This window comes from Pseudoalteromonas sp. ECSMB14103 (assembly GCF_000813065.1).
GTDB classification, from domain to species: Bacteria; Pseudomonadota; Gammaproteobacteria; order Enterobacterales; family Alteromonadaceae; genus Pseudoalteromonas; species Pseudoalteromonas marina.
The window spans coordinates 43025-68753 of the sequence record NZ_JWGY01000002.1; the positions used below are offsets into that span (position 1 = coordinate 43025).

General features: G+C 38.3%; 29 protein-coding genes. 15 read left to right on the forward strand and 14 right to left on the reverse strand.

Annotated elements, in window-relative coordinates:
* The first annotated feature begins 56 nt into the window (after positions 1–56).
* From rnm to RF53_RS05285, 5 genes are all read left to right on the forward strand, one after another.
* Positions 57–911 (forward strand): RNase RNM, encoded by an 855-nt coding sequence (gene rnm, locus RF53_RS05265; protein ID WP_010557512.1) that lies wholly within the window; start codon positions 57–59, stop codon positions 909–911.
* Positions 908–1528, forward strand: a complete 621-nt coding sequence (locus RF53_RS05270) for an L-threonylcarbamoyladenylate synthase (protein ID WP_006792208.1) — start codon at positions 908–910, stop codon at positions 1526–1528. The genes rnm and RF53_RS05270 overlap by 4 nt, the downstream gene beginning before the upstream one ends.
* Positions 1529–1534: 6 nt before the next feature.
* Positions 1535–2359: a segregation and condensation protein A gene (locus tag RF53_RS05275; RefSeq protein WP_039036842.1), complete on the forward strand. Its 825-nt coding sequence runs from the start codon at positions 1535–1537 to the stop codon at positions 2357–2359.
* Between the two features lie 155 nt (positions 2360–2514).
* The gene (locus RF53_RS05280) at positions 2515–3066 is read left to right on the forward strand and encodes a cytochrome b (protein ID WP_006792206.1); all 552 of its coding nucleotides are present in this window, start codon (positions 2515–2517) and stop codon (positions 3064–3066) included.
* A gap of 1 nt (position 3067) precedes the next feature.
* A complete protein-coding gene (locus tag RF53_RS05285; RefSeq protein WP_006792205.1) occupies positions 3068–3646 on the forward strand; it encodes a YceI family protein in 579 nt (192 codons plus the stop codon).
* Positions 3647–3705: 59 nt separating this feature from the next.
* Here RF53_RS05285 and RF53_RS05290 read toward each other — a convergent pair whose 3' ends face one another.
* Positions 3706–4539, reverse strand: coding sequence for a transporter substrate-binding domain-containing protein (locus RF53_RS05290; protein ID WP_039036843.1), 834 nt, complete (start codon positions 4537–4539; stop codon positions 3706–3708).
* Positions 4540–4664: 125 nt separating this feature from the next.
* Positions 4665–4832 carry a hypothetical protein gene (locus tag RF53_RS19500; protein WP_008131463.1) on the reverse strand — a complete coding sequence of 56 codons (168 nt, stop codon included), beginning with the start codon at positions 4830–4832 and terminating at the stop codon, positions 4665–4667.
* 368 nt (positions 4833–5200) lie between these two features.
* Between RF53_RS19500 and RF53_RS05295 the strand changes: the two genes are divergently transcribed.
* On the forward strand, positions 5201–5752 hold the full coding sequence (locus RF53_RS05295; protein ID WP_006792202.1) for a hypothetical protein: 552 nt from the start codon (positions 5201–5203) through the stop codon (positions 5750–5752).
* A 40-nt stretch (positions 5753–5792) separates the two neighbouring features.
* Here the strand turns inward: RF53_RS05295 and RF53_RS05300 are convergent, their stop codons facing one another.
* Positions 5793–6593: a M61 family metallopeptidase gene (locus RF53_RS05300; RefSeq protein ID WP_039036844.1), complete on the reverse strand. Its 801-nt coding sequence runs from the start codon at positions 6591–6593 to the stop codon at positions 5793–5795.
* Positions 6594–6777: 184 nt separating this feature from the next.
* Between RF53_RS05300 and icd the strand changes: the two genes are divergently transcribed.
* A complete protein-coding gene (gene icd, locus RF53_RS05305) occupies positions 6778–8046 on the forward strand; it encodes an NADP-dependent isocitrate dehydrogenase (RefSeq protein ID WP_039036845.1) in 1269 nt (422 codons plus the stop codon).
* A gap of 12 nt (positions 8047–8058) precedes the next feature.
* On the opposite strand, the gene RF53_RS05310 is transcribed toward icd, so the two are convergent.
* On the reverse strand, positions 8059–8496 hold the full coding sequence (locus RF53_RS05310; RefSeq protein WP_006792199.1) for a hypothetical protein: 438 nt from the start codon (positions 8494–8496) through the stop codon (positions 8059–8061).
* Between the two features lie 520 nt (positions 8497–9016).
* Positions 9017–9964: a LysR family transcriptional regulator gene (locus RF53_RS05315; RefSeq protein WP_008131472.1), complete on the reverse strand. Its 948-nt coding sequence runs from the start codon at positions 9962–9964 to the stop codon at positions 9017–9019.
* A 117-nt stretch (positions 9965–10081) separates the two neighbouring features.
* Here RF53_RS05315 and aceK point away from each other — a divergent pair, with 117 nt between their 5' ends.
* The 3 genes from aceK (at position 10082) to RF53_RS05330 (ending at position 13195) form a co-directional block, all read left to right on the forward strand.
* Positions 10082–11857, forward strand: a complete 1776-nt coding sequence (aceK, locus tag RF53_RS05320) for a bifunctional isocitrate dehydrogenase kinase/phosphatase (RefSeq protein WP_039036846.1) — start codon at positions 10082–10084, stop codon at positions 11855–11857.
* A 54-nt stretch (positions 11858–11911) separates the two neighbouring features.
* On the forward strand, positions 11912–12874 hold the full coding sequence (locus tag RF53_RS05325; protein ID WP_039036847.1) for a zinc-binding dehydrogenase: 963 nt from the start codon (positions 11912–11914) through the stop codon (positions 12872–12874).
* A gap of 69 nt (positions 12875–12943) precedes the next feature.
* Positions 12944–13195, forward strand: a complete 252-nt coding sequence (locus tag RF53_RS05330; RefSeq protein WP_008131476.1) for a DUF2999 family protein — start codon at positions 12944–12946, stop codon at positions 13193–13195.
* A gap of 75 nt (positions 13196–13270) precedes the next feature.
* On the opposite strand, the gene RF53_RS05335 is transcribed toward RF53_RS05330, so the two are convergent.
* A complete protein-coding gene (locus RF53_RS05335; RefSeq protein ID WP_039036848.1) occupies positions 13271–13768 on the reverse strand; it encodes a fasciclin domain-containing protein in 498 nt (165 codons plus the stop codon).
* A 168-nt stretch (positions 13769–13936) separates the two neighbouring features.
* Between RF53_RS05335 and lepB the strand changes: the two genes are divergently transcribed.
* Positions 13937–14587, forward strand: coding sequence for a signal peptidase I (gene lepB / locus RF53_RS05340; protein WP_052242862.1), 651 nt, complete (start codon positions 13937–13939; stop codon positions 14585–14587).
* A 90-nt stretch (positions 14588–14677) separates the two neighbouring features.
* Here the strand turns inward: lepB and RF53_RS05345 are convergent, their stop codons facing one another.
* The gene (locus tag RF53_RS05345; RefSeq protein ID WP_039036849.1) at positions 14678–15328 is read right to left on the reverse strand and encodes a bifunctional 4-hydroxy-2-oxoglutarate aldolase/2-dehydro-3-deoxy-phosphogluconate aldolase; all 651 of its coding nucleotides are present in this window, start codon (positions 15326–15328) and stop codon (positions 14678–14680) included.
* Positions 15329–15452: 124 nt separating this feature from the next.
* Positions 15453–17474 (reverse strand): methionine--tRNA ligase, encoded by a 2022-nt coding sequence (gene metG, locus RF53_RS05350; protein WP_039036850.1) that lies wholly within the window; start codon positions 17472–17474, stop codon positions 15453–15455.
* A gap of 187 nt (positions 17475–17661) precedes the next feature.
* On the opposite strand from metG, the gene apbC reads away from it, so the two are divergent.
* Both apbC and dcd read left to right on the forward strand, forming a co-directional pair.
* Positions 17662–18738, forward strand: coding sequence for an iron-sulfur cluster carrier protein ApbC (apbC, locus tag RF53_RS05355; RefSeq protein WP_039036851.1), 1077 nt, complete (start codon positions 17662–17664; stop codon positions 18736–18738).
* Positions 18739–18742: 4 nt separating this feature from the next.
* Positions 18743–19330, forward strand: a complete 588-nt coding sequence (gene dcd, locus RF53_RS05360) for a dCTP deaminase (protein ID WP_006792188.1) — start codon at positions 18743–18745, stop codon at positions 19328–19330.
* Here the strand turns inward: dcd and RF53_RS05365 are convergent.
* Positions 19327–20118 carry a CLCA_X family protein gene (locus RF53_RS05365; RefSeq protein ID WP_039036852.1) on the reverse strand — a complete coding sequence of 264 codons (792 nt, stop codon included), beginning with the start codon at positions 20116–20118 and terminating at the stop codon, positions 19327–19329. The two genes, dcd and RF53_RS05365, sit on opposite strands and share 4 nt — an antisense overlap.
* A gap of 20 nt (positions 20119–20138) precedes the next feature.
* The gene (locus RF53_RS05370) at positions 20139–20732 is read right to left on the reverse strand and encodes a tRNA-uridine aminocarboxypropyltransferase (protein ID WP_039036853.1); all 594 of its coding nucleotides are present in this window, start codon (positions 20730–20732) and stop codon (positions 20139–20141) included.
* A 135-nt stretch (positions 20733–20867) separates the two neighbouring features.
* Here RF53_RS05370 and RF53_RS05375 point away from each other — a divergent pair, with 135 nt between their 5' ends.
* Together RF53_RS05375 and RF53_RS05380 are read left to right on the forward strand one after the other, a co-directional pair.
* Entirely contained in the window at positions 20868–21212 is a 345-nt protein-coding gene (locus RF53_RS05375) for an Hpt domain-containing protein (RefSeq protein WP_006792185.1), read from the forward strand.
* 163 nt (positions 21213–21375) lie between these two features.
* A complete protein-coding gene (locus tag RF53_RS05380; protein WP_006792184.1) occupies positions 21376–22593 on the forward strand; it encodes a pyridoxal phosphate-dependent aminotransferase in 1218 nt (405 codons plus the stop codon).
* 54 nt (positions 22594–22647) lie between these two features.
* Here the strand turns inward: RF53_RS05380 and RF53_RS05385 are convergent, their stop codons facing one another.
* From RF53_RS05385 to RF53_RS05400, 4 genes are read right to left on the reverse strand one after another with little or no spacing between them, the layout of a single operon-like run.
* Positions 22648–23115 (reverse strand): glycine zipper 2TM domain-containing protein, encoded by a 468-nt coding sequence (locus RF53_RS05385; RefSeq protein ID WP_006792183.1) that lies wholly within the window; start codon positions 23113–23115, stop codon positions 22648–22650.
* A gap of 17 nt (positions 23116–23132) precedes the next feature.
* Complete coding sequence (lpoB, locus tag RF53_RS05390) at positions 23133–23747, reverse strand: penicillin-binding protein activator LpoB (RefSeq protein ID WP_039036854.1); 615 nt, start codon at positions 23745–23747, stop codon at positions 23133–23135.
* An 11-nt stretch (positions 23748–23758) separates the two neighbouring features.
* A complete protein-coding gene (locus tag RF53_RS05395) occupies positions 23759–24184 on the reverse strand; it encodes a YcfL family protein (protein WP_010557494.1) in 426 nt (141 codons plus the stop codon).
* A gap of 8 nt (positions 24185–24192) precedes the next feature.
* A complete protein-coding gene (locus RF53_RS05400) occupies positions 24193–25557 on the reverse strand; it encodes a COG3014 family protein (RefSeq protein ID WP_039036855.1) in 1365 nt (454 codons plus the stop codon).
* Positions 25558–25729 lie beyond the last annotated feature (172 nt).

Consider the following 25729-nt stretch of genomic DNA (forward strand, 5'->3'; position numbering starts at 1 on the left):
AAAACTTGTTATACTTGCATAAATACCTTTAAACCTTAATTTTAAGCAGTTTTCTTTTGATAAAATATGATTTACATAGCCACACAACACATTCAGACGGACATTTAACGGTTGAAGAATTATTAAACCGTGCAGTAGATAAAAATATTGATGTGTTTGCTATTACCGATCATGACACTGTGGCAGCTATTAAACCGGCTCAATCATTTATTCAGTCAGAGAATCTTCCGCTGTCATTAATTACAGGCACAGAAATATCGACAAAGTGGGAAAGCTTTGAGATCCACATTGTCGGGTTAAACATAAATATTGATAACGAAGAGCTCGATGCCTTATTAACTGCACAGCAGCAAAAGCGAGAGGATCGGGCTACACAAATAGGCTTTCGCCTTGAAAAAAATGGCTTTGAAGGCATTTACGACCAAGCTAAAGAACTTGCTTTAAATGGACAAATTACACGTGCCCATTTTGCACGTGCATTAATGCAGCGTGGAGTCGCTAAAAATTTCCCTGGAGTATTTAAAAAGTATTTAGGGCGAGGTAAAACGGGGTACGTACCAAGCTGTTGGTGTGATATGCAAACCGCTATTAAAGCAATACATGCAGCAGGAGGGGTTGCAGTGCTTGCCCATCCAAGTAGTTACAGAATGTCTAATAAGTGGTTGCGTAAACTGTTAGTTGAATTTAAAAATGCAGGGGGAGATGCAATGGAAGTAGCGCAACCTCAGCAAGCACCTAGTGAACGTCAATTTTTAGGTGAACTCAGCAGAGAGTACGAATTATTATGTTCACAAGGCTCAGATTTTCATTTTCCGACAAGCTATTTAGAGCTTGGTAAAAATTTATACTTACCTAAAGATTGCCAAGGTGTTTGGCAAGTTTGGGAAGGACAAGAAGGGGCATTAACATGAGTCAATTATTTCATATTCATCCAGATAACCCACAAGCAAGGTTAATAACTCAAGCTGTTGATATAATAAAGCAAGGTGGTGTTGTTGTTTACCCTACCGACTCTGGCTATGCAATTGGCTGTAATATTGGTAATAAGCAAGCCAAAGAGCGTATAGAGCGTATTCGTGGCATTGATAAAAACGACAATTTTACACTTGTATGTCGTGATTTATCAGAGTTATCTACTTATGCACGCGTTGATAATCAATTATTCAGACTGATTAAAAATAATACGCCGGGACCTTATACCTTTATTTTTAAAGGCACAAAGGAAGTACCTAAGCGTTTATTAAACGATAAGAAAAAAACGATTGGCATACGTGTTATTGAGCACCCAATAGCATGTGCACTGTTAGCCGAGTTGGGCGAGCCACTCATGTCGTGTTCGCTAATCTTACCCGGACAAGAATTTACAGAGTCGGACCCAGACGAGATTTTAGATAGGCTTGATAAGCACGTAGATCTTATTATTCATGGTGGATACTTACCAGAGCAGGCAACAACCGTTATTGATTTGTCCGAGGACGATGTAAAAATACTGCGTGTTGGCTGTGGTGATGTGAGCCCGTTTGAGTAATTAAACGTGGCTTCAACGACTAAACTTCCACCAGTAATTGATGAGCCAGTGCAGCAAAATCTGCCACTGGCTTTTTTGCATGGAAAGGCCGTTGTTGATAAACCTGAAGACTTATATATTCCACCCGACGCACTTGAAGTTATTTTAGAAACCTTTGAGGGGCCGCTTGATTTACTTCTTTATTTAATAAAAAAACATAAGCTTGACGTACTTGAACTTTCAATATTTAGTATTACAGAACAATATGTTAGCTATGTTGAAATGATGAGCGAATTTCAATTAGAGCTTGCTGGTGAGTATTTAGTCATGGCGGCATTGTTAGCGCAAATAAAATCACGGCTGCTTCTTCCTGTTCACGAAGAGCTCGAAGAAGAGGAAGACCCTCGTGCTGAACTAATTAAACGCCTACAAGAATACGAGCAGTTTAAAAAAGCAGCTGAAAATTTGGATGATATTCCTCGTGTTGGCCGTGATATTTTCGTTGCCCATGCGGTAATGCCCATTAACGACGATACAAGCAAAAACCTACCCGAATTAGAACTCAAAGATTTAATGCTTGCCTTAAGTGACGTTATGGCGAGAGCTAAAACCTTTGAGCATCATCAAATAACAGCAGAGGTGTTATCAACCCGCGAGCGCATGAGCCAAATATTACACCAGCTTTCCAAAGCAAAGAGTGCAATTGTGTTTAACGAACTTTTTAAAGCATCAGAAGGTCGCAGCGGGGTTGTCGTAAGCTTTATAGCTATACTTGAGCTTATCAAGGAAGGGCTTATTACTTGCCTGCAAGTTAATGAAGAGAGCTTAATATACGTAAGTCTCACTGAATAGCCGCTTCGAGTAAAACTGAAACACTCTCTTTAACCACTAAATTCCCCTATGTAAACCACTTATGTGCATATACGCACACAAGCTGTTTGCACATGCTATTTTACTGCGCACTTCTTTTCTATATCTTGTTGTTATCAAAACACAGGATATTAATTATGTTTAAAAACACCCCACTCTCATATGGGTTAGTTGCCATTATATTGCATTGGTTGATGGCGTTTACCGTTATTGGCTTATTTGGTTTGGGTTTATACATGGTTGAACTTACCTACTATGACAGTTGGTACAAAGGTTCTCTTGATTTACATAAAAGCATTGGAATTACGCTTGCAGCTATTTTGATTTTTAGAATTTTATGGCGTGTTTTTTCTAAACAGCCAAAACCGCTAGGTACAAATACTAAAGTCAATCAACTAGCACATACTGCCCACATAGCTATGTACATTTTATTAGCTGTGATTGTGGTAGCTGGTTATTTGATCTCAACTGCAGACGGAAGGCCCATTGAAGTTTTTACGCTGTTTAATGTATCAGCTCTCGACTTTGTTTTTGATGATCAAGCTGATATAGCAGGAAAAGTTCATTACTACGGTGCATGTATATTAATTGGTTTTGTTGTTTTACATGCATTGGGTGCACTAAAGCACCATTTTATAGATAAAGATAAAACTTTAACAAGAATGATTACCCCATTGAAGGAAGATTAATATGAACAAACTATTACTAAATACGGCTGTATCAGCGGCTCTCGTTTTATCAGCATCGGCTGTAAATGCTGCTGAATATGTTATTGATACAAAAGGGGCACATGCTTTTGTGAACTTTAAGATAAAACATTTGGGTTACAGCTGGCTACATGGACGTTTTAATACGTTTGACGGTGAATTCAATTATGACGCAGAAAAACCTAATGCTTCACAAATAATGGTAAATATAGATACAACCAGTCTTGATTCTAACCATGCAGAGCGAGATAAGCACTTACGTGGTAAAGATTTTTTAAATGTTGATAAATACCCAACGGCTACATTTAAAAGTACTAACATTACATTTAACAACGATGATTCAGGCAAAGTAACTGGTGATTTTACATTACATGGTGTGACAAAAAGTATTACCTTTGAAATAGATAAAATAGGTGAAGGTCAAGACCCGTGGGGTGGTTACCGTGTTGGATTTGAAGGCGAAACAAGCCTTAAATTAAGTGACTATGGCATTAACTATAATTTAGGACCTGCATCGACTCATGTTGATATTGGGTTATTTATTGAAGGTATTCGTAAATAAGCAAGGTTGTAATTATACAACTAACTTTGAAAGCGCCACATTATGTGGCGTTTTTTTTGTTAATTCATTCTTGTTTTTAGCAATGGCTTTAAATGCTCGGGCAACCACTTTGATAAGGCATTTATGTATGCATCAGTTTGTTTGATTACTTTAAGGTGTTTGTTTAGCAAAGCAATATTTTTAATCCCTTGCTCGGTTTTAGTGCAACCTATAAAACCATAGCTTAACGCAGGTGCTTCAGTTAATGGTCTTTGGGTTAAGTTATCTTGAAAGTTCATAGATTTAGCTAAATAAAAATGTTCACTTGGGTAGCCAAGTAAAATATCAATGCGTTTTAAGTTAAGCATATAGGTAAGACTAGCTAAGCTATCTCGGGTAGGGCGAATAACAATGTCAACATCGGGCGTTGAATTAATTATACTATCGATAGCTTCCCCATAAGAGCGACTCAAAGACACGCCTAATGTTAGCTTTTTCTCTTGTAGTAAATCATACAAAGACACCTCAGCGTCGTTTTTAAGCGATAGCGCATTTGCTAGCTTTTTATGTAGTGCAACAGAGGGAGATAAACCAACAGTAGAGCTTTCTTGTGTAAATACCATTTGTTGCTTTCTGTTTTCGTTTTTATAAAGAGAAAGTACGCACGCGTCATTCGTTTTATCAGAAAGGGTTTGAATTAGCTTACTTGCAGGCACCACAACACGATTGAATTTGATATGAGGTAGTTGGTCTTCGAGTAATTTTATGATTGTTTCGTCGCGGCCTTGGCCCTGATACTTACCATTTAATATATAGTAAGGTGCAAAGTCGTTGGTTAACCAGTTAATTGTTTGAGCATGACAAACTGAAGTTAGAGAGCAACAAAATAAAAGAGTGAAAAGTACACGTAACATTGCAGTAACCAACGAATGTAATTGGATTATTGTTTTAACACTTAAGTATTAAAAAGTAAAATGCCAGCAACAAGGCTGGCATAATATTACGTGTTATCGCGCATGTGATTACGATATAGCTTTGCTTAGCTAACTTTTAGCCACTTAACAAATTGACGCGCATCGCTAGCTTTTTGAAACAATGCGTTTTTTAAACCTTGTGTATCACTAAAGATAACACGATGTTTATTAACTGAAATTGATTGCACAGGATGTGCTATTTGGATCATAGATCCGTTATATTTATAAGACATAATAAAACTCACTTTATTCTTGTAATTTATTCTGCGCTATTTTTTATAGCAGATTGCAGTCAATAAATTAACGATGTTGTGTTTAGCTTCATTACAGTGTTGACGATCTTTATGACACTTTTACGATGATTGTAAAATTCATCTCGGTATTATTTAAGGGGTACTCGCCGTACAATAACTTAGCTTTCAAATATACGTTGTGCGGGGCTTACTGGATCAGGGTAAATAGGTTAACCGCAGTGGTTTCTTAAAACCAGAGAGGGAATGTAACCTAAATAAATTATGCTCGCAAGTTATTTGTATAGTTTTTGTAGTGTAGACTTTATCAACTGGGTTAAATACTTTGAATTACACCAAAAGGGAATGGTATGCATTACATAATAGTAAGTGATATTTACGGAAAAACACCGGCTTTACATGACTTTTGTAAAACATTAAACACTCAGTTCACCCTCGTTGAACCTTACAGCGGGAAAGAGCAAGCTATTGAAAGTGAAGAACTTAACTATAAAAATTTTATAAAAGCATGTGGCCACAACGTGTATACGGCAATGCTGCATAAACAATTTGATAGACTCACAGAGCCAACAATTTGCATTGCCTTTAGTGCAGGGGCTAGTGCCGCATGGCGAGCCCAGTTATTAACAAGCAATCCACATCTTAAAAAAGTGGTTGGTTTTTATCCATCACAAATACGAAACTACTTAGATTTAGACGCAAGTGTACCCTGTGAGTTTATTTTTCCTTACGATGAGGTGCACTTTGATGTGACTGCTGTTATTAATGAGCTTAATAAAAAACAAAACGTAATTTGCAAACCAACAGATTATTGTCATGGATTTATGAATAAGCGTTCTTTAAATTATAATGAACAGGCTTATCAATACTTTTGTAACTATTTAACTTCAAATGATTTTTAGCATCTTGGTGATAGACGCCTAACTTTAAAATCAATACAGCTCAAAGTGTGTTTATTAATTTTTTAGTCACGTTTGGAAAGTCAGAGCGGTTTTTATATTCTGCGTATAAAGAAGTAAAAATACTACTACGTGAGAGTTTATCTAGGTCTTTGATAAACGTTTTAGCACTTGAACGCGCTGTTCTACAGCATAGCTGATAGGCTTTTATTATCTCAGCAAGGGTTTGACCTTGCTGGTGGAGTGCTAAATCGGCTTCAACAAAAAATGCAGCGCCTGTCCAATACACACGTTGCTGTGCACCTTGATTCCACATATCAGCAGAAAGCTCACTTAAGGGCTGCGACTTGGTTTTGCTTTGTAGTCTGCCTCTATTAAACCCAGCATCTAATCGTTGAACAAATTGCGCTTGGGTTATTACACCGCTGTCTCGCATAATTACGTTTTGCATATAACTGGCAAACCCTTCACTTAACCAAAAAGCAGAGTAGGGGAAAAGCGGTAAATATAAATGCGATAGCTCGTGATATAGGGTCCAGTCTTTAGTAAATGCATTTAAACTTGCGTATCTATCAATATGAAGTTCAACCCCATCGGGGTTGCTTCGCTTTACCGTTGCCCATGGTACAGGCTCAAATGCAAAATATTGCGGCTTTAAATAAATAGGCAAGGTAGTTTGCTTTAAAGGTCCAAGCGTATTTTCAGTTTTTTTTACACTCTGATCAATCCAGGTAGAGACAACTTGCTGGCCATTTTTAGACAGCGAGTCTAGCTCGTGTATGTCAACCTCAAGAGCGTAGATGTTTAAAGAGTATAAAAATAGCAACGTCCACAATAACTTCATTAAAACCCCTCTATATTTAAAAACTAATACGAACCGTACACGCTATAAGACCATCCTTTTAACTACATAAGCACATCGTATTTGTTATTTTTTAAACTGATACCAACTATAAAAAGGCAATTAAAGACACGCCTTAATTAACATGGTTTAATCGACCATATACATTGATTTATAGGCTTTAATGATGCAATACCAACATATAAAAATGCCAGAGCAAGGGCAACATATAACGGTAGATGAGCAAGGGCAGTGGGTTATTCCTTCAGAGCCTGTTATTGCCTATATTAATGGAGATGGAGTTGGGCAAGATGTTATGCCCGTTATGAGAAATATTGTAGATTGCGCTATTAAACACTGTTACAAAAACAAGCGAAAAATACATTGGATGCAAGTGTTTAATGGTGAGCAAGCAGCTAAGCTTTACGATGGTGATTGGTTTCCACAAGAAACAATACAAGCAGTAAGAGCCTGTAAAATAGTAATAAAAGGGCCATTAACTACGCCTTTGGGTGGAGGGTTCCGCTCTTTAAATGTTGCTTTACGCCAAGAAATGGATTTATTTGTAAATATGCGCACTATCAAAGGGTTTAGTGCTTTGCCTTCTCCTTTAAAAAATCCTTTTTTAACCAATATTACGGTTCTTCGTGATAGCAGCGAAGATGTATATTCAGGTATTGAGTGGCAAGCAGGGAGCATTGAAAGTGAAAAAATGCTCGACTTTTTATGTGAAGAAATGGGGGTAACACGCCTTAGGTTTTCACAAGATTGCGGCATAGGTATAAAAAATATATCCAAAGAAGGCTCTGAGCGATTAACACGTTTCGCTCTTAATTTTGCCCTTAATAATAATCGAGATTCTGTCACTTTTGTTCATAAAGGCAATGTGCTTAAGTTTACAGATGGGGCATTTAAACGTTGGGGCTTTGCACTCGCCAAAAAGGAATTTAATGCTATTGAACACGAAAATGGCCGCTGGCTGAAAATTGAGCGTGCTGGGCAGACTCCTCTAATAATTAAAGAGGTCATTGCCGATAACATGCTGCAACAATGTTTAATGAACCCTGAGCAGTTTGATGTAGTGGCAACTACGAATCAAAATGGGGACTTTTTAGCCGATATGCTAAGCGCTCAAGTGGGCGGTGTAGGTATTATGCCTGCGGCAAACTTGAATAATGATGTGGCTTTTTTTGAACCTACTCATGGTACATTTGAGCGAATTGCAGGGCAAAACAAAGCGAATCCAAGCAGTAGTATTTTGAGCGCAGTACTTATGCTTAAATTTATGAAATGGGATGAGGCTGCATTAACTATTGAAAATGCTCTAGAAAACACATTAGCAAGTGGGTATGTTACTTTTGATTTAACCCAGCAAGGCATTGATACTTCAAAAACTCATAACTCGACAACCTTAAGCTGCACAGACTTTGCAGATAAAGTTATCGAGCACTTTTAAACACATTCATTATTAAGCTGCTGAGGCAGTTTTAACTGTGTGCACGCATGGGCGATTAGTTAACTGTGCGGCACGATGGTAGATGTCGTGTGCATTTGGTTCATCGCATTGTGTACCACTAAGCGTATCCATTAAAGCAACAACAATGATTGCAGGAACCTGGCAGCAATATTCATCAAGTACCGCTTCAGTTGTTTGCGCATCCACATGACAGTGCGGATGGTTTTGCAGTTGGTAAGCGTTCAATAGTGTTTGTACTTCAAGTACATCGTTTGGTTGGTGTTTAGTTTTACGACAAGTACACCCAAACTCATCAACTAATGTCGCCAGTGTTTGGTAAACATCAGTTGTTTGTAATGTTGCTTTAGAACATAACTGCTCTTCAATGAACTGATGTAAGTTAGCATCGATGAATAACCCGTCTTGGCGTGTGAAAGAAGCTGTTGTCATAATAATTACTCTTAGTTTGTTGGCTTAACTTCACTCTAGCGCTAACTGTATTATTAATGAAATTGTTGTTTTCAATAACTGATATTGATTAAATCAATATTAAGTTTTATTCATTTAATTTATGCTAAATTTATCGGCTTCTTTTTTATTTAATTTGGTGCAAAAAATAAATAAATGCACAAAAGTGGTACAAGTTTCAGCAGAGGGAATATGGGATTCTTGGTTAAGTTATTGAATTAATTTAAAATAAAAAACATGGTATCGGCTTTGCAAATTATTAATGAGTAAGGTTACTCCCCTTGCTAAGACTTATACGACTCCAAAGCAAAACATCGAGACACTCACTTTATTTAAGTGAGTGTCTCGATGTTTTATTTATTGAAAAATTAGTTTTTAAACGTTGTGTTTTTTCTACCTCTCACCTAGCCCGTCATTTTTAGTATGTATTTACTAGCAAATTGAATGTGTGCTTTTAGATTTTTTCAGTATTATCCGAAACACGTTACAGATATTTTAAAATTTACCTATCTGCTACTGTTTTAGCGAACTCAAGCATTTCGCGGCGTAACCATTGATGCGCTGGCGCATGGTGAAGCAGTGGGCTCCATATCATTTTTACCTCAATAGGCACTATTTGAAACGGGGGTGGACTTATTACTAAGTTAGTATGTGTTGTTAATAGCTTAGCTTGCCTACGTGGTAATGTCGCCACCAGTTGCTCTGATTGACAAAGTAAACTGGCAATCATGTAGTGGCGGGTAAATACCCTAATTTTACGTGTTTGCTCTAACTGCCAGAGTGCTTCATCTACCCAGCCTAATTTTTGTTTACCTGACTTATTAGTTACTGCGGCTTCAGGGCCCCAACCAGCCCGGTTTACCCAAATATGTTCTTTTTTGAGGTAATCATCGAGTGTGGCGTTTTGTAAAAAAGTATTCTTGGGGTGTGTTAAACAGCAGTAGTTATCGCGCCATACTGTGGCTTGGTGAAACGATCGCGGTAATCCGTTAAAGCGATTAATAGCAAGGTCTATGGTGCCTTTTTCCATGTCTTGTAGGTTAACATCGCTTGGGCTTAAAACGTCAAAATTAATACCCGGATTTTTATTTAATTGCGCTGTTATAAATGGCGCAATTAACGTTGACTCTAAATAGTCGTTTGCCATTATTCTAAAGGTTATTTCAGCCGTAGCGGGGTTGAATTGCTCACTGGGTTGAGTAATTGCTTCAGCCATTTTTAATAATGATTCTATTTCGGGTTTAAGTAGGAGTGCTTTAGCTGTTGGGGTCATTGACCCTGCAGCGCGAACAAGAAGCGGATCTTCAAATAAATCGCGTAATCGCTTTAATGCATTACTCATTGCCGGTTGTGTTAGCGCTAATTTATTGGCGGCTTTAGACACACTTTTTTCGTCTATAAGCACGTTTAAATAGACGAGAAGGTTGAGATCGACGTTACGTATATTCATTAGATCAATCTTATTTATTTGCTGTATTAATTATCTAAATTAAAGCCTGCTTGCTAAGGTGTAAACAATTAATAAAAAATAACCGCCATAACGGGTAAAAATATAAGTGTTGTTAACATGCCAAATACGTTAATCGATGATTCAAATAATGCTCTTCAAAAGGTGATTGCGACTAAGCTTGCACGTGCTGTATTTGCAGGGTTTGATGCGATGTTTGCTGAGTTTTTAAATATAACACTTGGTGCACAAAGCCGGTTTGAGCAGCGCCAATATCATGATGTACAACGTGCAATGCGCGATCGGTTACAAGTTTATGAGCGCCAAGTAAAAAATGTGAGTGAAGCGGTTAAAATAATTGCTTATCAAGAACTAGACTGCCCACACACATGGCAACTAGCTAAAAATATTTATGGGGATATGGTTGAGCACCATGAGAATAAACCCATTGCGCACACTTTCTTTAATTCAACATTTGGTGCTATTTGGGACGATAAAAAAATTCGTACAGTGCATTTATTTGTATTAAAAGCCAAATACCGAAGTGAACCACGCTCATTTGAAAGTTTAGTAAGTAGAATATCGCTTCAAAATGGGTTTGAAACCGCAATTTCACAGCTTATTACTACGCAAATGTTTAGAGTTCCATTTTGCCAATTAAATGCCGATTTAAAGCGCTTAAAGCAAACCCTAATGCAAGGTGCTAAGCATCAATGTAAGCAGGTCTATGAACTGATAAATTTAAACGACGGGTTTATTGAATACGCAAACTCGTTATTTTTTAGAAATAAAGCCTGTTATTTGATTGGCCGTTGTATCGCTAAAAATGGCGATAATATGCCGTTTGCTATTGCCATTTTAAACACCGAAAAAGGCTTAAAAATAGATGCGGTTATGATGGGCGCCGATCAATTAAGCTTATTATTTGGCTTTGCTCGTACTTATTTTATGGTAGATACAGACCAACCCGCGCGTTATGTTGATTACCTCAGTGTACTTATGCCGCATAAAAAGCGTTTTGAATTATTTAACGCTATTGGCTTTATTAAACACGCTAAAACCGAGTTTTACCGCTACAAGGTTGATACCACTAAAAACAGCCCCGCAAGTTTTAAATATATAAACGCACCAGGTACACCTGGCATGGTTATGCTGGTATTTACTATTGAAGGCTCAGATTACGTATATAAAGTAATAAAAGATAAATTTAGTGCACCAAAAACCGCAACTAAAGCACAAGTAAAAGAAAAATATAACTTTGTGAAGCAAGCCGACCGAGTAGGGCGATTGGTAGATACACACGAGTTTAGATATTTAGCGTTTGATTTGAGCCGCTTTAGTGAAGAACTATTAACGCAGATGAAAACACACATTGATAGCAGTTTAGTTATATCGGGCAAGGCACTTATTTTAAAACATGTGTATGTTGAACGAAAAATGACACCTCTTAATTTATATATTAACCACTGCGATAAACACGCATTGGACCATGTAATGCTTGATTATGGAAAAGCAATTAAAGATTTAGCTGGGGCGAATATATTTCCAGGTGACATGCTGATGAAAAACTTTGGCGTTACTCGCTGGGGGCGTGTTGTGTTTTACGACTTTGATGAGATTTGCCCACTAACTCAGTGTAATTTTAGAGATGTACCTCAAACACAAAATACATTAGAGGAGTTAAGTAGTCATTCTTATTTTGATATTGATGAAAACGATATATTTCCCAGCCAATTTAAGGTTTTTTTTAGCGCAAATGCTCATGCATTTGAGTGTTTTAACACCCACCACAGTGACTTATTCACAACAACCTATTGGCAACAGTGCCAGCAGCAAATACAAAATGGTTTTTTACCTGATGTTTACCCGTACAAGCAAAGCTGGCGGTTTAAATAGAAATAATTACCCCCATGTTTAAAGTACAACTTTAGTTAAAGCAAAGGAGTGGTAATGAAATATATTTCCCATGAAAGCGGAAACCTTGCACTGAGTGATACCCGTAAACCGCAGCTAAAAAATCATGAAGTGCTTGTTAAAGTGGCTGCAATTGGCGTGAATCGTGCTGATTGTATGCAACGCCAAGGTAAGTATCCAGCCCCAAAAGGTGACAGCCCAATTTTAGGTTTAGAGTGTGCAGGCACTGTGGTAGAGCTGGGTAACGAAGTTGATAAAAGCTGGCTCGATAAACGTATTTTTACACTGTGTGCAGGTGGCGCTTATAGCGAATATGTTGCGGTAGATGCTAAACAATTAATGGAACTACCTGATGATGTAACTATGGTTGAAGGTGCTGCCATAAGCGAGGTGTATTTAACTGCTTTTGGTGCATTATTTGAGCTTGGCAAACTACAACATGGGCAAACGGCATTGATACATGCAGGGGCCAGTGGCGTAGGTGGTGCCGCTATTCAAATGGCAAAAAGTGCAGGGGCAACTGTTGTGATAACCGCAGGTTCTGATGAAAAATGCCAACACGCTAAGTCGCTGGGAGCAGATCATACAATTAACTACAAAAACACAGACTTTGTAGATTACATGCAAAGCCATAATTTAACCGCTAATGTAATTGTTGACCCCGTTGCAGGCAGTTATTTAAACAAAAATGCCCAAGTTGCTGCCATGGATTGCCAAATAATTATGCTTGCCTTTTTAGATGGGCGTTTTGCTGAGGTTGATTTTGCAGCCCTGTTACGTAAAAGGATTTCGTTTCATGCGTCAACCCTTCGTAACCGCAGTATTGATTTTAAACGCCAACTAAGAGATGACTTAGTAGAACGCTTTTACAACGACATAGCATCTAAAAACTATGACTTTAATGTGTACAAAACGTTGCCATGGACACAGGCTCAAGAGGCCCACGCAATATTAGAGCGCAACGAAAATGCGGGTAAAGTCGTATTGCTTGTAGAATAACGCTTTATTTTAAACGTTATACCCATATAATTTAGTCATACACACGATATTATAAAATCAAGGTTAAAAATGAATCCAATAATTGCAATTTTAAAAGAACATAATGTAAGTGATGAAAAAGTAAAAGCGTTATTCGAGGCCTTTACACAAAACCCAATGATGGCTATGGCGCTTGTACAGGAGCTTGGCATACCGCCTGAAAAGCTTCAGCAATTAATGGCTGTTGTTATGACACAACCTCACTTAATCAAAGAGGCTACCGATGAGTTAGGTTTAGACTTTGAAAAAGTAAAAGAAGCGAAAGAAAAGCTTAATCAGTAATAAGGTCTAAGTATTTGTTAAAAAGAAGCATAAGCTTACGTTTATGCTTCTTTTTTTGTACATAAATTTTGCTGCTTATTCTTTTGGAAGAAGAACAGTGTCAATTACATGGATTACGCCATTACTTGCTTTAACATCTGGCATCATCACGTTAGCGTCGTTTACCATCACACCCATGTTTGTTTTAATCATTACCGACTGCCCCTGGAGTGTTTTGGCACTATTTAACTTAGCCACCTCTTTTGCCATTATTTTTCCAGCGACAACATGGTAGGTTAGCACTGCCGTTAACTTCTCTTTGTTTTCTGGCTTTAGCAGCATCTCAACGGTACCGTCAGGTAACTTTGAGAAAGCGGCATCAGTTGGTGCAAAAATAGTGAATGGCCCTTTGCCTTTTAGAGTATCAACTAAACCGGCTGCTTTTACGGCTGCAACAAGTGTTGTGAACGAGCCATTTTCAACCGCAACATCAACCACATCTTTCTTCATGCCATGATGGTTGGCTTGCGCAGAAAATGAAAACCCTATGCTTGCGGCGGTAATTAAAATTGCGGTGGTTATCTTCTTAAACATGTTAGTTTCCTTTAAGTTAATATTTGCTAAATTCCTAAGATGCTACGCTGCTGAAAATTTAATCGATCAAAAACGTTTTTTGGTCAAACATCTTTTGTTACATCCTTTTTTGAACTGCCAAAGCGCTGTTAGGTCATACCATTACTTGATCAATTAAAGGGAGCAGTTATGAAAGTGCTTTATAAATTTTGGAAAAATAATCGTTCACTCATTGTATTCATTGCCTTGATGAGTGTGTTTAGAAGCGCAGTAGCCGACTGGTATGAAGTGCCTACGAGCTCAATGAAACCTACAATTGAGCAAGGAGATAGAATTTTAACAGACAAAATGGCGTACGACTTACGAGTGCCTTTTACGCATATTTCTTTGCTTAAAATTAACGAACCACAGACAGGGGACATTATTGTATTCGACTCACAAGCAGCAGATAACCGGTTAATTAAACGTGTTATTGGTGTGCCTGGTGATACCGTTTCTTTGGTAAATAACGAATTAATTATTAATGGCAAAAAGCTTAACTACGAACATGTGCAGAATAATATCGATTCGGTTGATAAAGTAGAGATATTAAACGGTAAGAAGCACACCATTAGGATAGCAAATGTACCATCCCAATTAGCTGGCTTTGAAATGATCACCATTCCAGATGATTACTATTTGGCAATGGGGGATAACCGTGACAATAGCGCAGACTCTCGCGTAATTGGTTTAATCCCTCGTGGTGAACTACTCGGAAAAGCAAATAAGGTCATTGTTTCGCTTGATTACGATAATTACTACATACCAAGGAAAGAGCGTGTACTGCTCTCTTTAAACTAAGTGCATTTAGATTTGTTTGAACAGAGTATTAAGTATTTGATGTAATTTAAGTTTGAACAATACCTAGTGATTACAGCAAATTAAAGACCTTTAATCAGTGGGTATGTCAGTTAAATAGTCATGAACTAACTGGGTAAGAGCTTGCTTGTCAGCGTGGCTAGTAATCACTTTTGAAAAATCACTACTAATGGCTACACCGCAAGCCCCTGCGTCAAACCACTGAGTAATGTTATTTAAATTTATCCCGCCAACGGGCATTAAATTAGCGCTATCAAATGGGCCTTTTAATGCCTTAAAATAGTCAATTCCCATGCTACCTGCTGGAAATACCTTAATAATATCCGCATTATACTCAATCGCGTTAGCGATATCTGTTGGCGTTAAAGCCCCCATTAAAACAGGTAAATTATGCTGATGGGCAACTGACACAATACGCTTATCAGTATTAGGGGTTACTATAAACTGTGCACCCGCATTAATGGCTCGTTGAGCTAGTTTAGTATTTGTGATGGTGCCTGCACCCACCAAAATATGTTGATGACGAATACGTGCACTTTTAATTTCTTGCTCAAACCCTGGTGTATTAGAGGTGATTTCAAGCACTTTTATACCAGCCTCAACCAAGCAATCGACAAGTGGTGCAACATCTGATTGCTTATTTAATCGAATAATAGCCACTATTTTGTGCTTTAAAATTTTGTTGCGAGTTACAGTCTTTTCTTGAGAAACCGTGCTAGGCATTGTATTACTTTTTTATTATTTATTGGTCGATGGTACAAAAAATCGATAAAAGTCGCAAATAGGATAAAATAACATATAAAAAAACCGCTGAGAGTCAGCGGTTATTTTATTCATATGTGTAAATTTACATTACACGCATTCCTGGCTCTGATCCGTCGTCTGGATTAAGAATATAAATTTCTTTTCCGCCAGGGCCTGCAGCAAGTACCATACCCTCAGACATACCAAAACGCATTTTACGCGGTTTAAGGTTTGCAACCATTACTGTTAGCTTACCTTCAATGTCTTCAGGAGCGTATGCTGATTTAATGCCTGCGAATACTTGACGCGTTTCGCCGCCTAAATCAAGGGTTAGCTTCAGTAGTTTGTCGGCGCCTTTTACATGCTCTGCTTTTGCAATTTTAGCAACACGAAGGTCTACCTTTGCAAAATCGTCAAACTCAATTTCTTCGCTAATAGGTTCTTTTGCAAGAGGGCTATTTGGGTCAATTGTTACTTTAGGCTCTAGGCTTTCTTTAGATTCTTCAACCATTTTGTTTACTTTGTCCATTTCTACGCGTTGCATTAACGGTTTAAATTTATTGATTGAGTGGCATACTAGTGGCGTTTGTACTGCATCCCAAGCAAGATCATCGTTTAAAAACGCTTCTACATTTTGGGCCATAGCCGGTAGTACTGGTTTTAAATAGGTAATTAAAACACGGAACAAGTTAAGGCCAAGCGAACACACATCGTGAGCTTCTTGTTGCTTAGTTTCGTCTTTAATTAATACCCATGGTGCTGCGCCATCAATAAATTGGTTTGCTTTGTCGGCAAGGGCCATAATTTCACGAATTGCGCGACTGTATTCACGGTTCTCAAAATGGGTGGTAATACTTGGCGCGGCAGCTTGGAACTCTTCTAGGAGCTCTGGTTGCATAATGGTTGCGCTTAATTTGCCATCAAACTTTTTGGTAATAAAGCCTGCGCAACGGCTCGCTATATTAACGACTTTACCAACCAGATCTGAATTAACACGTTGTGCAAAGTCTTCTAGGTTTAAATCAAGATCGATAATACCGCTGTTTAATTTTGCAGCGTAATAGTAACGTAAGTATTCTGGATTTAGGTTGTCCAGGTAGGTACGCGCTTTAATGAACGTGCCCTTTGACTTAGACATTTTTTCGCCATTTACAGTAACGAACCCGTGTGCAAATACGTTAGTTGGTTTTCTAAATTTAGCGCCTTCTAGCATGGCTGGCCAAAATAAGCTGTGGAAGTAAATAATGTCTTTACCAATAAAGTGGTAAAGTTCTGCTTCTGAGCCTTCAGCCCAAAATGCGTCAAAATCAATCCCTTTTTTATCACACAGGTTTTTAAAGCTGGCCATGTAACCAATTGGCGCATCTAGCCATACGTAAAAGTATTTACCTGGGGCATTTGGAATTTCGAAACCAAAGTAAGGCGCATCACGGCTGATATCCCACTGTTGTAAGCCGTCAGTAAACCATTCGTCTAGCTTGTTAGCCATTTCTTGTTGAATAGTACCTGAGTGTAGCCATTCTTTAAGCATGCCTTCAAATGCTGGTAGGTCAAAAAAGTAATGCTCAGAATCTTTTAAAATAGGCTCGGCACCTGACATAACAGAGCGCGGGTTTATTAATTCGGTTGGGCTGTAAGTTGCACCACACGAATCACAGCTATCGCCATTTTGATCTTCAGACTTACACGTTGGGCAAGTACCGGTTACAAAGCGATCAGGTAAAAATATGCCTTTTTCTGGGTCAAACAATTGCGAAATAGTGTGCTTTTTTATATGGCCCGCATCGTTTAAACGGTTGTATATTAATTCACTAAATTCTTTGTTTTCTTGGCTATGCGTGCTGTGGTAATTATCAAACTTAATGTTGAAATCAGCAAAGTCGCGTTGGCGTTCAATGCTCACATTTTTTACCATTTCTTCAGGTGTGATCCCTTGCTTCTGTGCATTAAGCATGATTGGTGTGCCGTGGGCATCGTCTGCGCAAACATAATACGTTTCATGGCCTTGAAGTTTTTGAAAACGTGACCAAATATCAGTTTGAATATATTCCAATAAATGACCTAAGTGGGTTGGGCCATTTGCATAAGGTAATGCGCTGGTAATCAGGATCTTTCGCTGTGCCATAATCATTCCGAATTGAGGATAAAATACCGTTTTTACTATTTAAACGGCTGTTATCATTAATTTATCTATAAACAGGTGGCTATGCGCGCACACTGCTTATGGATTTTTATTAATTGACTGGTGTTAATGACCTGAATGTTACATAATTCCGAGGCACTTTTCATCAAAGAAACGCTATTTAATTGCTATGTTTGGACTGTCGAAACTTTTCTCTTCTAAATCGGTGCAAAAACAACCGATTATTGCTGCTTTAGCGGCTTATCGTAGTGCGGCCTTTGCCGTAGGAATTGACGAAAGCTTTATTGAGTCAATTTCTGAAAACGACGATAAATCAATACAAATTAGTCTTACTTTACCTTTTGCTGCGCAATCAGAAATCCCCCTTGTAGAGCAGCATGTCCGTGATGTTTTAAATATTGAAATATCAATAAAGGCTAAGGTTGATATTCAAGAGCCTGCAAAGTTTAAAGGAATTAAACACATTGTACTTATTGCTTCAGGTAAAGGTGGGGTAGGTAAATCGACTACAGCTGTTAATTTAGCGGGTGCATTAAAAGCTGAGGGAGCAAAAGTTGGTATTTTAGACGCTGATATTTATGGTCCTTCAATACCTATGTTGTTGGGCCTTGTTGGTGCTGAGCCAAAAACAAAAGATAACAAACAATTACTACCGTTTGATGCCAATGGCATTAAAGCCCAATCTATTGGCTTTTTAGTACCCAGTGATGACGCAACAGTATGGCGAGGCCCAATGGCATCGGGTGCACTTAGCCAATTACTGAACGAGACTGATTGGGGCGAACTCGATTATTTAATTGTAGATATGCCCCCAGGTACAGGTGATATACAACTTACTATGAGCCAAAAAGTACCTGCCAGTGGGACTGTTATTGTAACTACGCCTCAAGATTTAGCACTTGCTGATGCCCAAAAAGGCATTGCAATGTTTAATAAAGTAAATGTGCCAGTACTTGGTTTGATAGAAAATATGAGCCATTACGTTTGCAGCCACTGCGGTGAGGCAAACCATGTATTTGGCAAAGAGGGTGCACAAAAACTAGCCCACAAGCATGGCGTTCCGGTACTTAGCCATATTCCCCTTGCCATTGATATTAGAGAGTACTCTGAGCAAGGAAAACTTATTGCTAGCGATAACGATGCGGCAATAAGCAAAACATACAGCGCAGCAGCTAGGCTTATAGCCAGCACGCTATATTATCAACAGCATCACAACAGCATAGAAATTGTGATTACAGAAGATTAAAAGCATGAGACTTTCAGACACACATATTAAAGAACACCTAAAAGATGGCCGAATAGTTATAGAGCCTGCTCCGAGTAGTGAGATGATATCGGGTGTGACAGCAGATTTACGTCTTGGTAATAAATTTAGAACGTTCAATGCTCATAATGCAGCCTACGTTGATTTAAGTGGTCCAAAGGATCAACTCAATAAAGCCATGGAATCAATCATGAGTGAGGAAATTGAGCTTGCAGACGGTGAAGCGTTTTTTTTACACCCAGGTGAACTCGCGCTTGCAATCACTTATGAAAAAGTAACGCTACCTGCCGATATTGTAGGGTGGTTGGATGGGCGTTCATCGCTTGCGCGTTTGGGTTTGATGGTGCATGTAACAGCACACCGAATTGATCCCGGCTGGAGCGGTAATATTGTATTAGAGTTTTACAACTCAGGAAAATTACCCTTAGCGCTGCGCCCAATGATGAAAATTGGCGCTATGAGTTTCGAAATGCTTTCAGGGCCTTGTGAAAACCCGTATAACATTCGTAAAGATGCTAAATACAAAGACCAGAGTAGCGCAGTTGCAAGTCGCATAAGTGATGAAAACAGCTAAACCTTATCGGGTAAATTATGAAGCGCATAACCCAATAGTTGAAAATAGTGGTTAAGCGCTTTATTTGCCTTGGTGGTATGTTGTGCTGGTGGGTATATTAAATTACTGGATTGCAAACCGTCCACCAAAAAACTGTTTTTTATATTTGGGTGTGCATATATACAGGCTTCAAAACAGCGAGCTGCAATTTCTTCAGGCATACTCATATAATTCATATTATGGGCTTGGTCGTGTTTAATACATGCTTGCACAAATTCATTGGCATTTTCGCCACTTGCATCTAAAAATACTTCTTTAAAAAAGCTGTTCAGTGCGTCATTGAGTGGGTGCATTAAATTTGGTGTATTTGAAAGCCAAAGTTTTGAAGCAAATCCATAGCGTGGTTTTACTTTAAATAAATGTTCACTAATGTGGTGGTCGAATGCATGAAACCACTCATGCGCGAGCGCACCACCGCCCGCATTTTTAGCAAGTGCTAATGTTTGACTGCCTGCATTGTAATGCGCTTGCACACCTTTTTGACCACCGTGCCCAAATGCAAAATTTAACTTTCCGCGCAGGCCAATTGCTTTAGGTGGTAAGTGCAGTATTTGCGCCAGGTCGGCCAGCGCATCGTAAATTAAATTAGCGCTAATATAGCGCTCTTCTTTGGTTACCCATTTACCAACGACCATTGATCTGAACCCAAACGTGGTTCTTATATCGCTAAAATCAACTTGGTCATCAAAGCGATAGTCGGGGCCTTGACGAGTAAATCCTCGTTTTAATCTATTTAGGTAATGTCGCATCTGTTTATCAAAAGCTAAATTTAATTTAAGTAACGTGCTTTTACGTGCTCAGGCATATGTTGGGTTTGTTTATTAATTAATTCTTCTAATAAAGTAAACAAAGGCTCTGGGTTTAAATGTTCTATTAAGCTTAAGCTATGAGCAACGGCTTCAAGTGTAGAGAGGCTATCGGCACGGGGTGCTTTACGAATTGTATAACGATTTTTAGGTGGTTTATTAAAACTCACTGTTCTAAATTGATTGAGTGCAGGGGTGAGTTGTAAAATTTTATAGGCTTTTTTCCATGTGCCATCGATCACAATTAAATGAGTGATGTGTTTATGGTTTGTAGAGTTTGGTTCATCTAGGTAGGTGGCATTTTCGTTTGGGTAAAGCAGTACTGTTGATTCTTTTGGCAAACTATTTAACATACTAAAGTCAGCACTGTTTTCACCTTTGATGATTTCGCAATCAGTTAGACTTAAGTTGAGTAATTTAGCCGTGTTTTTTGCTATTTTTTCTTCGCTGGGGTGTTGTAGAATAATAACTTTAACTTTGTTAGTTATTGTTTCAATAGCGCTGCATACACAGGTATTGAGCGCAAAATTACAATGAGTACAAAGAATGCGTGCCATTTTAAAAACTTTCTCTCTATTATTAACTTGTAAATTATACATTTATGAAAGCAATTAAGTTGGTTTTTTTTCATTTATCAATATACAGTAGTTATATCAAATACAATGAACATGGATAGTTGAAGGAATTAAATAATGACAGACATTACCATAGATACATCAGCGTTAGAGAATATGAAATCCTTATTGGGCGAGCAGTTTGCTGATACGCTTGATTTTTGTTGTGCCGAATTTGAACGTCTGGGCTCTGAAGTTATGGCAACCATTGGTAAAGATAAAGAGGCAGCGATTCGTCATTCTCATAGTTTAAAATCAAATGCCGCGCAGTTTGGTGCGTCTAGTTTAGCTGATGTTTCGCGCACCATAGAGTTAAGCTTAGTTAATGATGACTTAGCTAAAGCGATGGATGCTTGTGCCAACTTAATGCCACAGGTAGAAGGCTCTCAAACAAAATTTAAACAATGGTTAGATGCACAATAGTTAACGTGAATTAATTTCAGTTTTAAGCTGTTAAATTTACTGGTGTTATATATTTACTCGGTTAGTCTAGTAGGCAACCGGGTTTTTATTGTTGAGATAAAATAGACCTTACTTATAAAACTCAAATTACAAAGGTCATCAGGCGCCAGCGAGTAGAGGTAAAATGTCAGATATAAAAAAGAGTCATAAATTAGAAGGCGTATGTTATGACATTCGTGGGCCTGTTTTAGCTCAAGCTAAAAAAATGGAAGACGATGGTCAAAAAGTCTTAAAATTAAACATCGGTAATCCAGCTGCATTTGGTTTTGATATGCCTGAAGATATGCATCGCGATATTATCCGTAACCTGTATTCTGCCCAAGGTTATTGTGACTCTAAAGGACTTTACTCAGCCAGAGTAGCTGTGTACCAGCATTATCAACAACGTGGGTTAAACAACTTAGACGTTGATAACATTTATATTGGTAATGGGGTAAGTGAACTAATCCAAATGATCACTCAAGCTTTGCTTAACAACGATGATGAAGTGCTTATCCCCGCGCCAGATTATCCGTTGTGGACTGCGTCAGTTAAGTTAGCGGGCGGTAATCCCGTTCATTATTTATGTGATGAAGAGCAAGATTGGTTTCCTGATATAGATGACATAAAAAGTAAAATCACCTCTAAAACCAAAGCCTTGGTGTTAATTAATCCGAACAATCCTACTGGTGCGGTATACAGTGATGACCTGCTTAAGCAATTAATAGATATTGCGCGAGAGCACAAGTTACTGTTGTTAAGCGACGAAATTTACGAAAAGATTTTATACGATGGAGTTAGCCACACTTCAATTGCTTCATTGTGTGATGATGTGCCAATGATTACTTTTAATGGTTTAGCTAAAACTTACCGTGCTGCTGGGCTAAGAATGGGGTGGATGGTTTTAAGTGGTAAAACATCAGCCATGGACGACTTAAGTAAAGGGTTAGATATACTCTCGTCAATGCGTTTATGCGCTAATGTACCTGCCCAATATGCAATTCAGCAGGCATTAGGTGGTGTGCAATCAATTGATAACTTAATTAATCCGGGCGGGCGATTATACGAACAACGTGATATTGCATGGCGCGGTTTAAACGCGATTGAAGGGATTAGCTGTAAAAAGCCAAAAGGCGCTTTATATGCGTTTGCCAAGGTTGATACTGCACACTTTAATGTAAAAAACGATGAGCAAATGATGTTTGATTTGCTCAAGGCCGAAAAAATATTGTTAGTGCATGGGCGTGCGTTTAATTGGCCAGAGCCTGATCACTTTAGGTTAGTGTTTTTACCTAATAAGGATGACTTAACTGATGCCATGCAAAAAATGCAGCGTTTCTTTAAAGATTATCGCCAGTTATAAAACTATATAAAAAAACGAGCCTGTTGGCTCGTTTTTGTTTTTAAAGGCGTGTTATTAATATGCTTTATCTACTCTTACGGTGTTATCGCCTAAATAAACTAACCTCACATTATCGCCTTTGTGAAATCGCATACCTTGGTCTAGGTCTTGAACTACCATAAATTGGTCGCCATTTTCTACCTGAATTAGTAATTCAACTAACTGAGTTTGTTTGTAATAGCTACCTTGCTGACTATTGTTAGCAACACTACCACCGATAACTGAGCCTAAAATTGTGGCTATAGCACGACCGCTGCCACCACCAAATTGATTACCAATAACACCACCAACAAGTGCGCCACCAAACGTTTTCCAGCCGTTCTTTTTGTCTTGTATTAGTTCTTGCTCGGTGATGTTTCGTACTGATTTAATGTCACCAAACAACACTTTTTGAACTGCTACGGCTTTATTGCGCTCGTATTTAGCAAAAGTGGGTGCACTTAATGTAAGTAAAGCGCACATAATTACAGCAATTGCTTTCATAACTTACTCCTATCGGCTTACCAGCCAAAGGTTGATTTTTCTTTGGTTTTGCGAATTTCAGTTTCGTCCGCCCATTCAATAAGTCCGCTTTTCATATCCATTAAACGCATTGTGAATTTATAATATACGTCTGATTTATCTGCATTTGTTTTAACAATGCTTGATAAGTTGCCATACAACATGTATTGCGCACCAATTTGTTGTCCAAATGCAACCGCAGTTGCTGGGTTCACTAATGCATCTTCGTTTTGAAAGGTTAGCTGTTCACGAACAGCTTCTACACGTGTCATGTCTACAAAGCGAAACTTACCGCTGCGTAGCATTTGCGTGGAGATAGAATCAGTGATTGATTCTGTATCAATATGCTCACTGGTTTTGTTTTTAATACGTTCCACAAACACAACAGGACGGTTATTTTGAGTCATGCTTCCCACCACTGACGAGCTTAGTAGTGAATCGGTCATTTGGCTCGCGACTTTTTGTAAATCGGTAGAACCAAAATTTATATCAGTTGTTTCAACTGCTTGAGCGTCACCATAGCTAACTACGGCTTTGTTAGCACAGCCGCTTAAGATCAATGCACTGAGCCCGACCAATGCGTAAGTGGATGCTGTTTTAAATGTCGTGTTCATAATAGTTTCCTTTAATCTTTAAATTCTTGAGATTCAGTTGATACTTTTCTAACTGCTAGTGAAAATGTAACAGCATCAGAGCTAGGCGCTAAACCTGGTAATTGTGTATTAGCAAAACCAAATAAAGTTAATGGCTGCCACGGTGAATGATTTCCTTTAATCAAAAATCCATCTTTATCAAACCATTTAAATTGATATTGTAAATATTGTGACTTTTTATATTGGCTAGATAGGGTAACCACTACATCAGTTAACTGGTTTGTTTGACGTGTTTTAACGTCGGTAATGGCGAGCTTTTCACCTAAATCAGGGTTATCCACTCTAAGTTGATCATTAAAATTTCCTTTATTTTGTTCAACCGCTATACCTGATGTAACAGGCTGTGTTGCACAAGCACTTAACAGTAAAACGGCACACATTGGCACTATGTATTTCATGGTGTCTCCTAGAGTTGAACTACATGGTAGTTAAAATAGTTATTAATAGAGGTTAGGTAAATTAAAGTTAACCCTTGCTTACTAACGGTAAAACTAATAGGCGGTTGATTGCCTATATTTAATATATGTTCACCTGCCGGCAGACTTTGACGCGCTACAGCAATTTGATTTGGTAATGTAAGCCAGCTTCGGGTGTCGGCTTGCTCTGACGCTAAATTATATATATTGGCTAAAATGTTGCCTACATCTCCTGCGCTGCGCGCAAGCTCAGCGCGAACTTTTTCTTTAGTTATGAGCCGTAATACTTGGCGTGTAATTTTGCCTGGTATTTCTTGTTCAAGAGTTTTAGCGGCTAGGGCTTCTAAATAAACTAATGGCGCTAATGCTACTTTTTGTCCAGCAACATTCACATTTTGTATAGGGCTAATGTAAGCACTGTCTTTATATACGGGCATAGCAAGGCTATAAAAACGAACATCACCTCTACTTGTATCAATCGGTAGTCTTAATTTAAATTCAGTTTGTTTGGGCACGAAACCTTGCTCAAGTAATACGATTACCTCACCATGGTTAGGCTTTAAAGTGCTAAGTTCGCCAAAACGTTGTGTGTATTCGTCAAATTCTTGCTGAAACCCTTGTTTTTTAGCTAGGCGAATTACATCTTGCTGTAAATATTTATTATTTGGTTGAATAGCTAACGCTTTTTTGTAGTCTATGTAGGCGTCGTCAAACTGTTTTGCACTTTGGTAAAGCAAAGCCGATAAGTAAAAAGTGTATGCGTTTTGAAAGCCGTTTTTAACATCTCTTGTCACATTATTCATACTTGGATAATGCTGCTGCGCTTCATTTTTTTCTGAATCTATTTCTGCTTCATTCTCGCTAAGCGCATCGGCTTGTACTTTATTAGCTCGGCGAATTTCGACCAGTGCGCCTTCAATATCATTTTTATAAACATAGTTAAGTGCTTTATAACTATGAAGCATGCTCATCTCGTAAGCAGGCGGTACATAGGTAATTGCCGAGTCATTCGTAAATAATGCATTACTTTGTTCAAGCCCGGCACTTAGTTGAATCTTTGCTGCTTGGCGTTTAGTTTGCATTTGAGCATATACGGTTTCGAATTTGCTTTGAGCGTTATCAGCTGAATTAGTAAGGTCGTTGATACGCGCTTGCTCAAGTTGGTTAAGCAAGTAACTACTGTGTATAGTGCTATTGTCTGCAATTAACGATTTAGCTTGTTGTGGGTTATTATTTTCAATAGCATTTCGCACTGGCGTCATTTGTGTGGCGTAATCGTTAAATAGGTCGTTAAACCCTATAGAGCTACAACCACTTAAAATAAAACAAACGCTTAAAATTATACTTCTGCGCACACAGCACTCCTTTTAATCTACTTAAGCAGGTTAACACACTCACTTTAAACAAGAGTGTGAAACATTGTAAAAAAACGTAGAGCCATATCATCGTTAAGGTAAATATGCATGTTCTATGTGAATAAGGCGTGAATTTAGTAATGTGTGAAATAGACAGCGAAAAGTTAAGGTC

Excerpts from the sequence above, each read along its gene's own strand:
- RF53_RS05270 (WP_006792208.1), top strand. The coding sequence starts at position 908 with ATGAGTCAATTATTTCATATTCATCCAGATAACCCACAAGCAAGGTTA.
- RF53_RS05280 (WP_006792206.1), top strand. The coding sequence starts at position 2,515 with ATGTTTAAAAACACCCCACTCTCATATGGGTTAGTTGCCATTATATTG.
- RF53_RS05285 (WP_006792205.1), top strand. The coding sequence starts at position 3,068 with ATGAACAAACTATTACTAAATACGGCTGTATCAGCGGCTCTCGTTTTA.
- RF53_RS05290 (WP_039036843.1), bottom strand. The coding sequence starts at position 4,539 with ATGTTACGTGTACTTTTCACTCTTTTATTTTGTTGCTCTCTAACTTCA.
- RF53_RS19500 (WP_008131463.1), bottom strand. The coding sequence starts at position 4,832 with ATGTCTTATAAATATAACGGATCTATGATCCAAATAGCACATCCTGTG.
- RF53_RS05295 (WP_006792202.1), top strand. The coding sequence starts at position 5,201 with ATGCATTACATAATAGTAAGTGATATTTACGGAAAAACACCGGCTTTA.
- RF53_RS05300 (WP_039036844.1), bottom strand. The coding sequence starts at position 6,593 with ATGAAGTTATTGTGGACGTTGCTATTTTTATACTCTTTAAACATCTAC.
- icd (WP_039036845.1), top strand. The coding sequence starts at position 6,778 with ATGCAATACCAACATATAAAAATGCCAGAGCAAGGGCAACATATAACG.
- RF53_RS05310 (WP_006792199.1), bottom strand. The coding sequence starts at position 8,496 with ATGACAACAGCTTCTTTCACACGCCAAGACGGGTTATTCATCGATGCT.
- RF53_RS05315 (WP_008131472.1), bottom strand. The coding sequence starts at position 9,964 with ATGAATATACGTAACGTCGATCTCAACCTTCTCGTCTATTTAAACGTG.
- aceK (WP_039036846.1), top strand. The coding sequence starts at position 10,082 with ATGCCAAATACGTTAATCGATGATTCAAATAATGCTCTTCAAAAGGTG.
- RF53_RS05325 (WP_039036847.1), top strand. The coding sequence starts at position 11,912 with ATGAAATATATTTCCCATGAAAGCGGAAACCTTGCACTGAGTGATACC.
- RF53_RS05330 (WP_008131476.1), top strand. The coding sequence starts at position 12,944 with ATGAATCCAATAATTGCAATTTTAAAAGAACATAATGTAAGTGATGAA.
- RF53_RS05335 (WP_039036848.1), bottom strand. The coding sequence starts at position 13,768 with ATGTTTAAGAAGATAACCACCGCAATTTTAATTACCGCCGCAAGCATA.
- lepB (WP_052242862.1), top strand. The coding sequence starts at position 13,937 with ATGAAAGTGCTTTATAAATTTTGGAAAAATAATCGTTCACTCATTGTA.
- RF53_RS05345 (WP_039036849.1), bottom strand. The coding sequence starts at position 15,328 with ATGCCTAGCACGGTTTCTCAAGAAAAGACTGTAACTCGCAACAAAATT.
- metG (WP_039036850.1), bottom strand. The coding sequence starts at position 17,474 with ATGGCACAGCGAAAGATCCTGATTACCAGCGCATTACCTTATGCAAAT.
- apbC (WP_039036851.1), top strand. The coding sequence starts at position 17,662 with ATGTTTGGACTGTCGAAACTTTTCTCTTCTAAATCGGTGCAAAAACAA.
- dcd (WP_006792188.1), top strand. The coding sequence starts at position 18,743 with ATGAGACTTTCAGACACACATATTAAAGAACACCTAAAAGATGGCCGA.
- RF53_RS05365 (WP_039036852.1), bottom strand. The coding sequence starts at position 20,118 with ATGCGACATTACCTAAATAGATTAAAACGAGGATTTACTCGTCAAGGC.
- RF53_RS05370 (WP_039036853.1), bottom strand. The coding sequence starts at position 20,732 with ATGGCACGCATTCTTTGTACTCATTGTAATTTTGCGCTCAATACCTGT.
- RF53_RS05375 (WP_006792185.1), top strand. The coding sequence starts at position 20,868 with ATGACAGACATTACCATAGATACATCAGCGTTAGAGAATATGAAATCC.
- RF53_RS05380 (WP_006792184.1), top strand. The coding sequence starts at position 21,376 with ATGTCAGATATAAAAAAGAGTCATAAATTAGAAGGCGTATGTTATGAC.
- RF53_RS05385 (WP_006792183.1), bottom strand. The coding sequence starts at position 23,115 with ATGAAAGCAATTGCTGTAATTATGTGCGCTTTACTTACATTAAGTGCA.
- lpoB (WP_039036854.1), bottom strand. The coding sequence starts at position 23,747 with ATGAACACGACATTTAAAACAGCATCCACTTACGCATTGGTCGGGCTC.
- RF53_RS05395 (WP_010557494.1), bottom strand. The coding sequence starts at position 24,184 with ATGAAATACATAGTGCCAATGTGTGCCGTTTTACTGTTAAGTGCTTGT.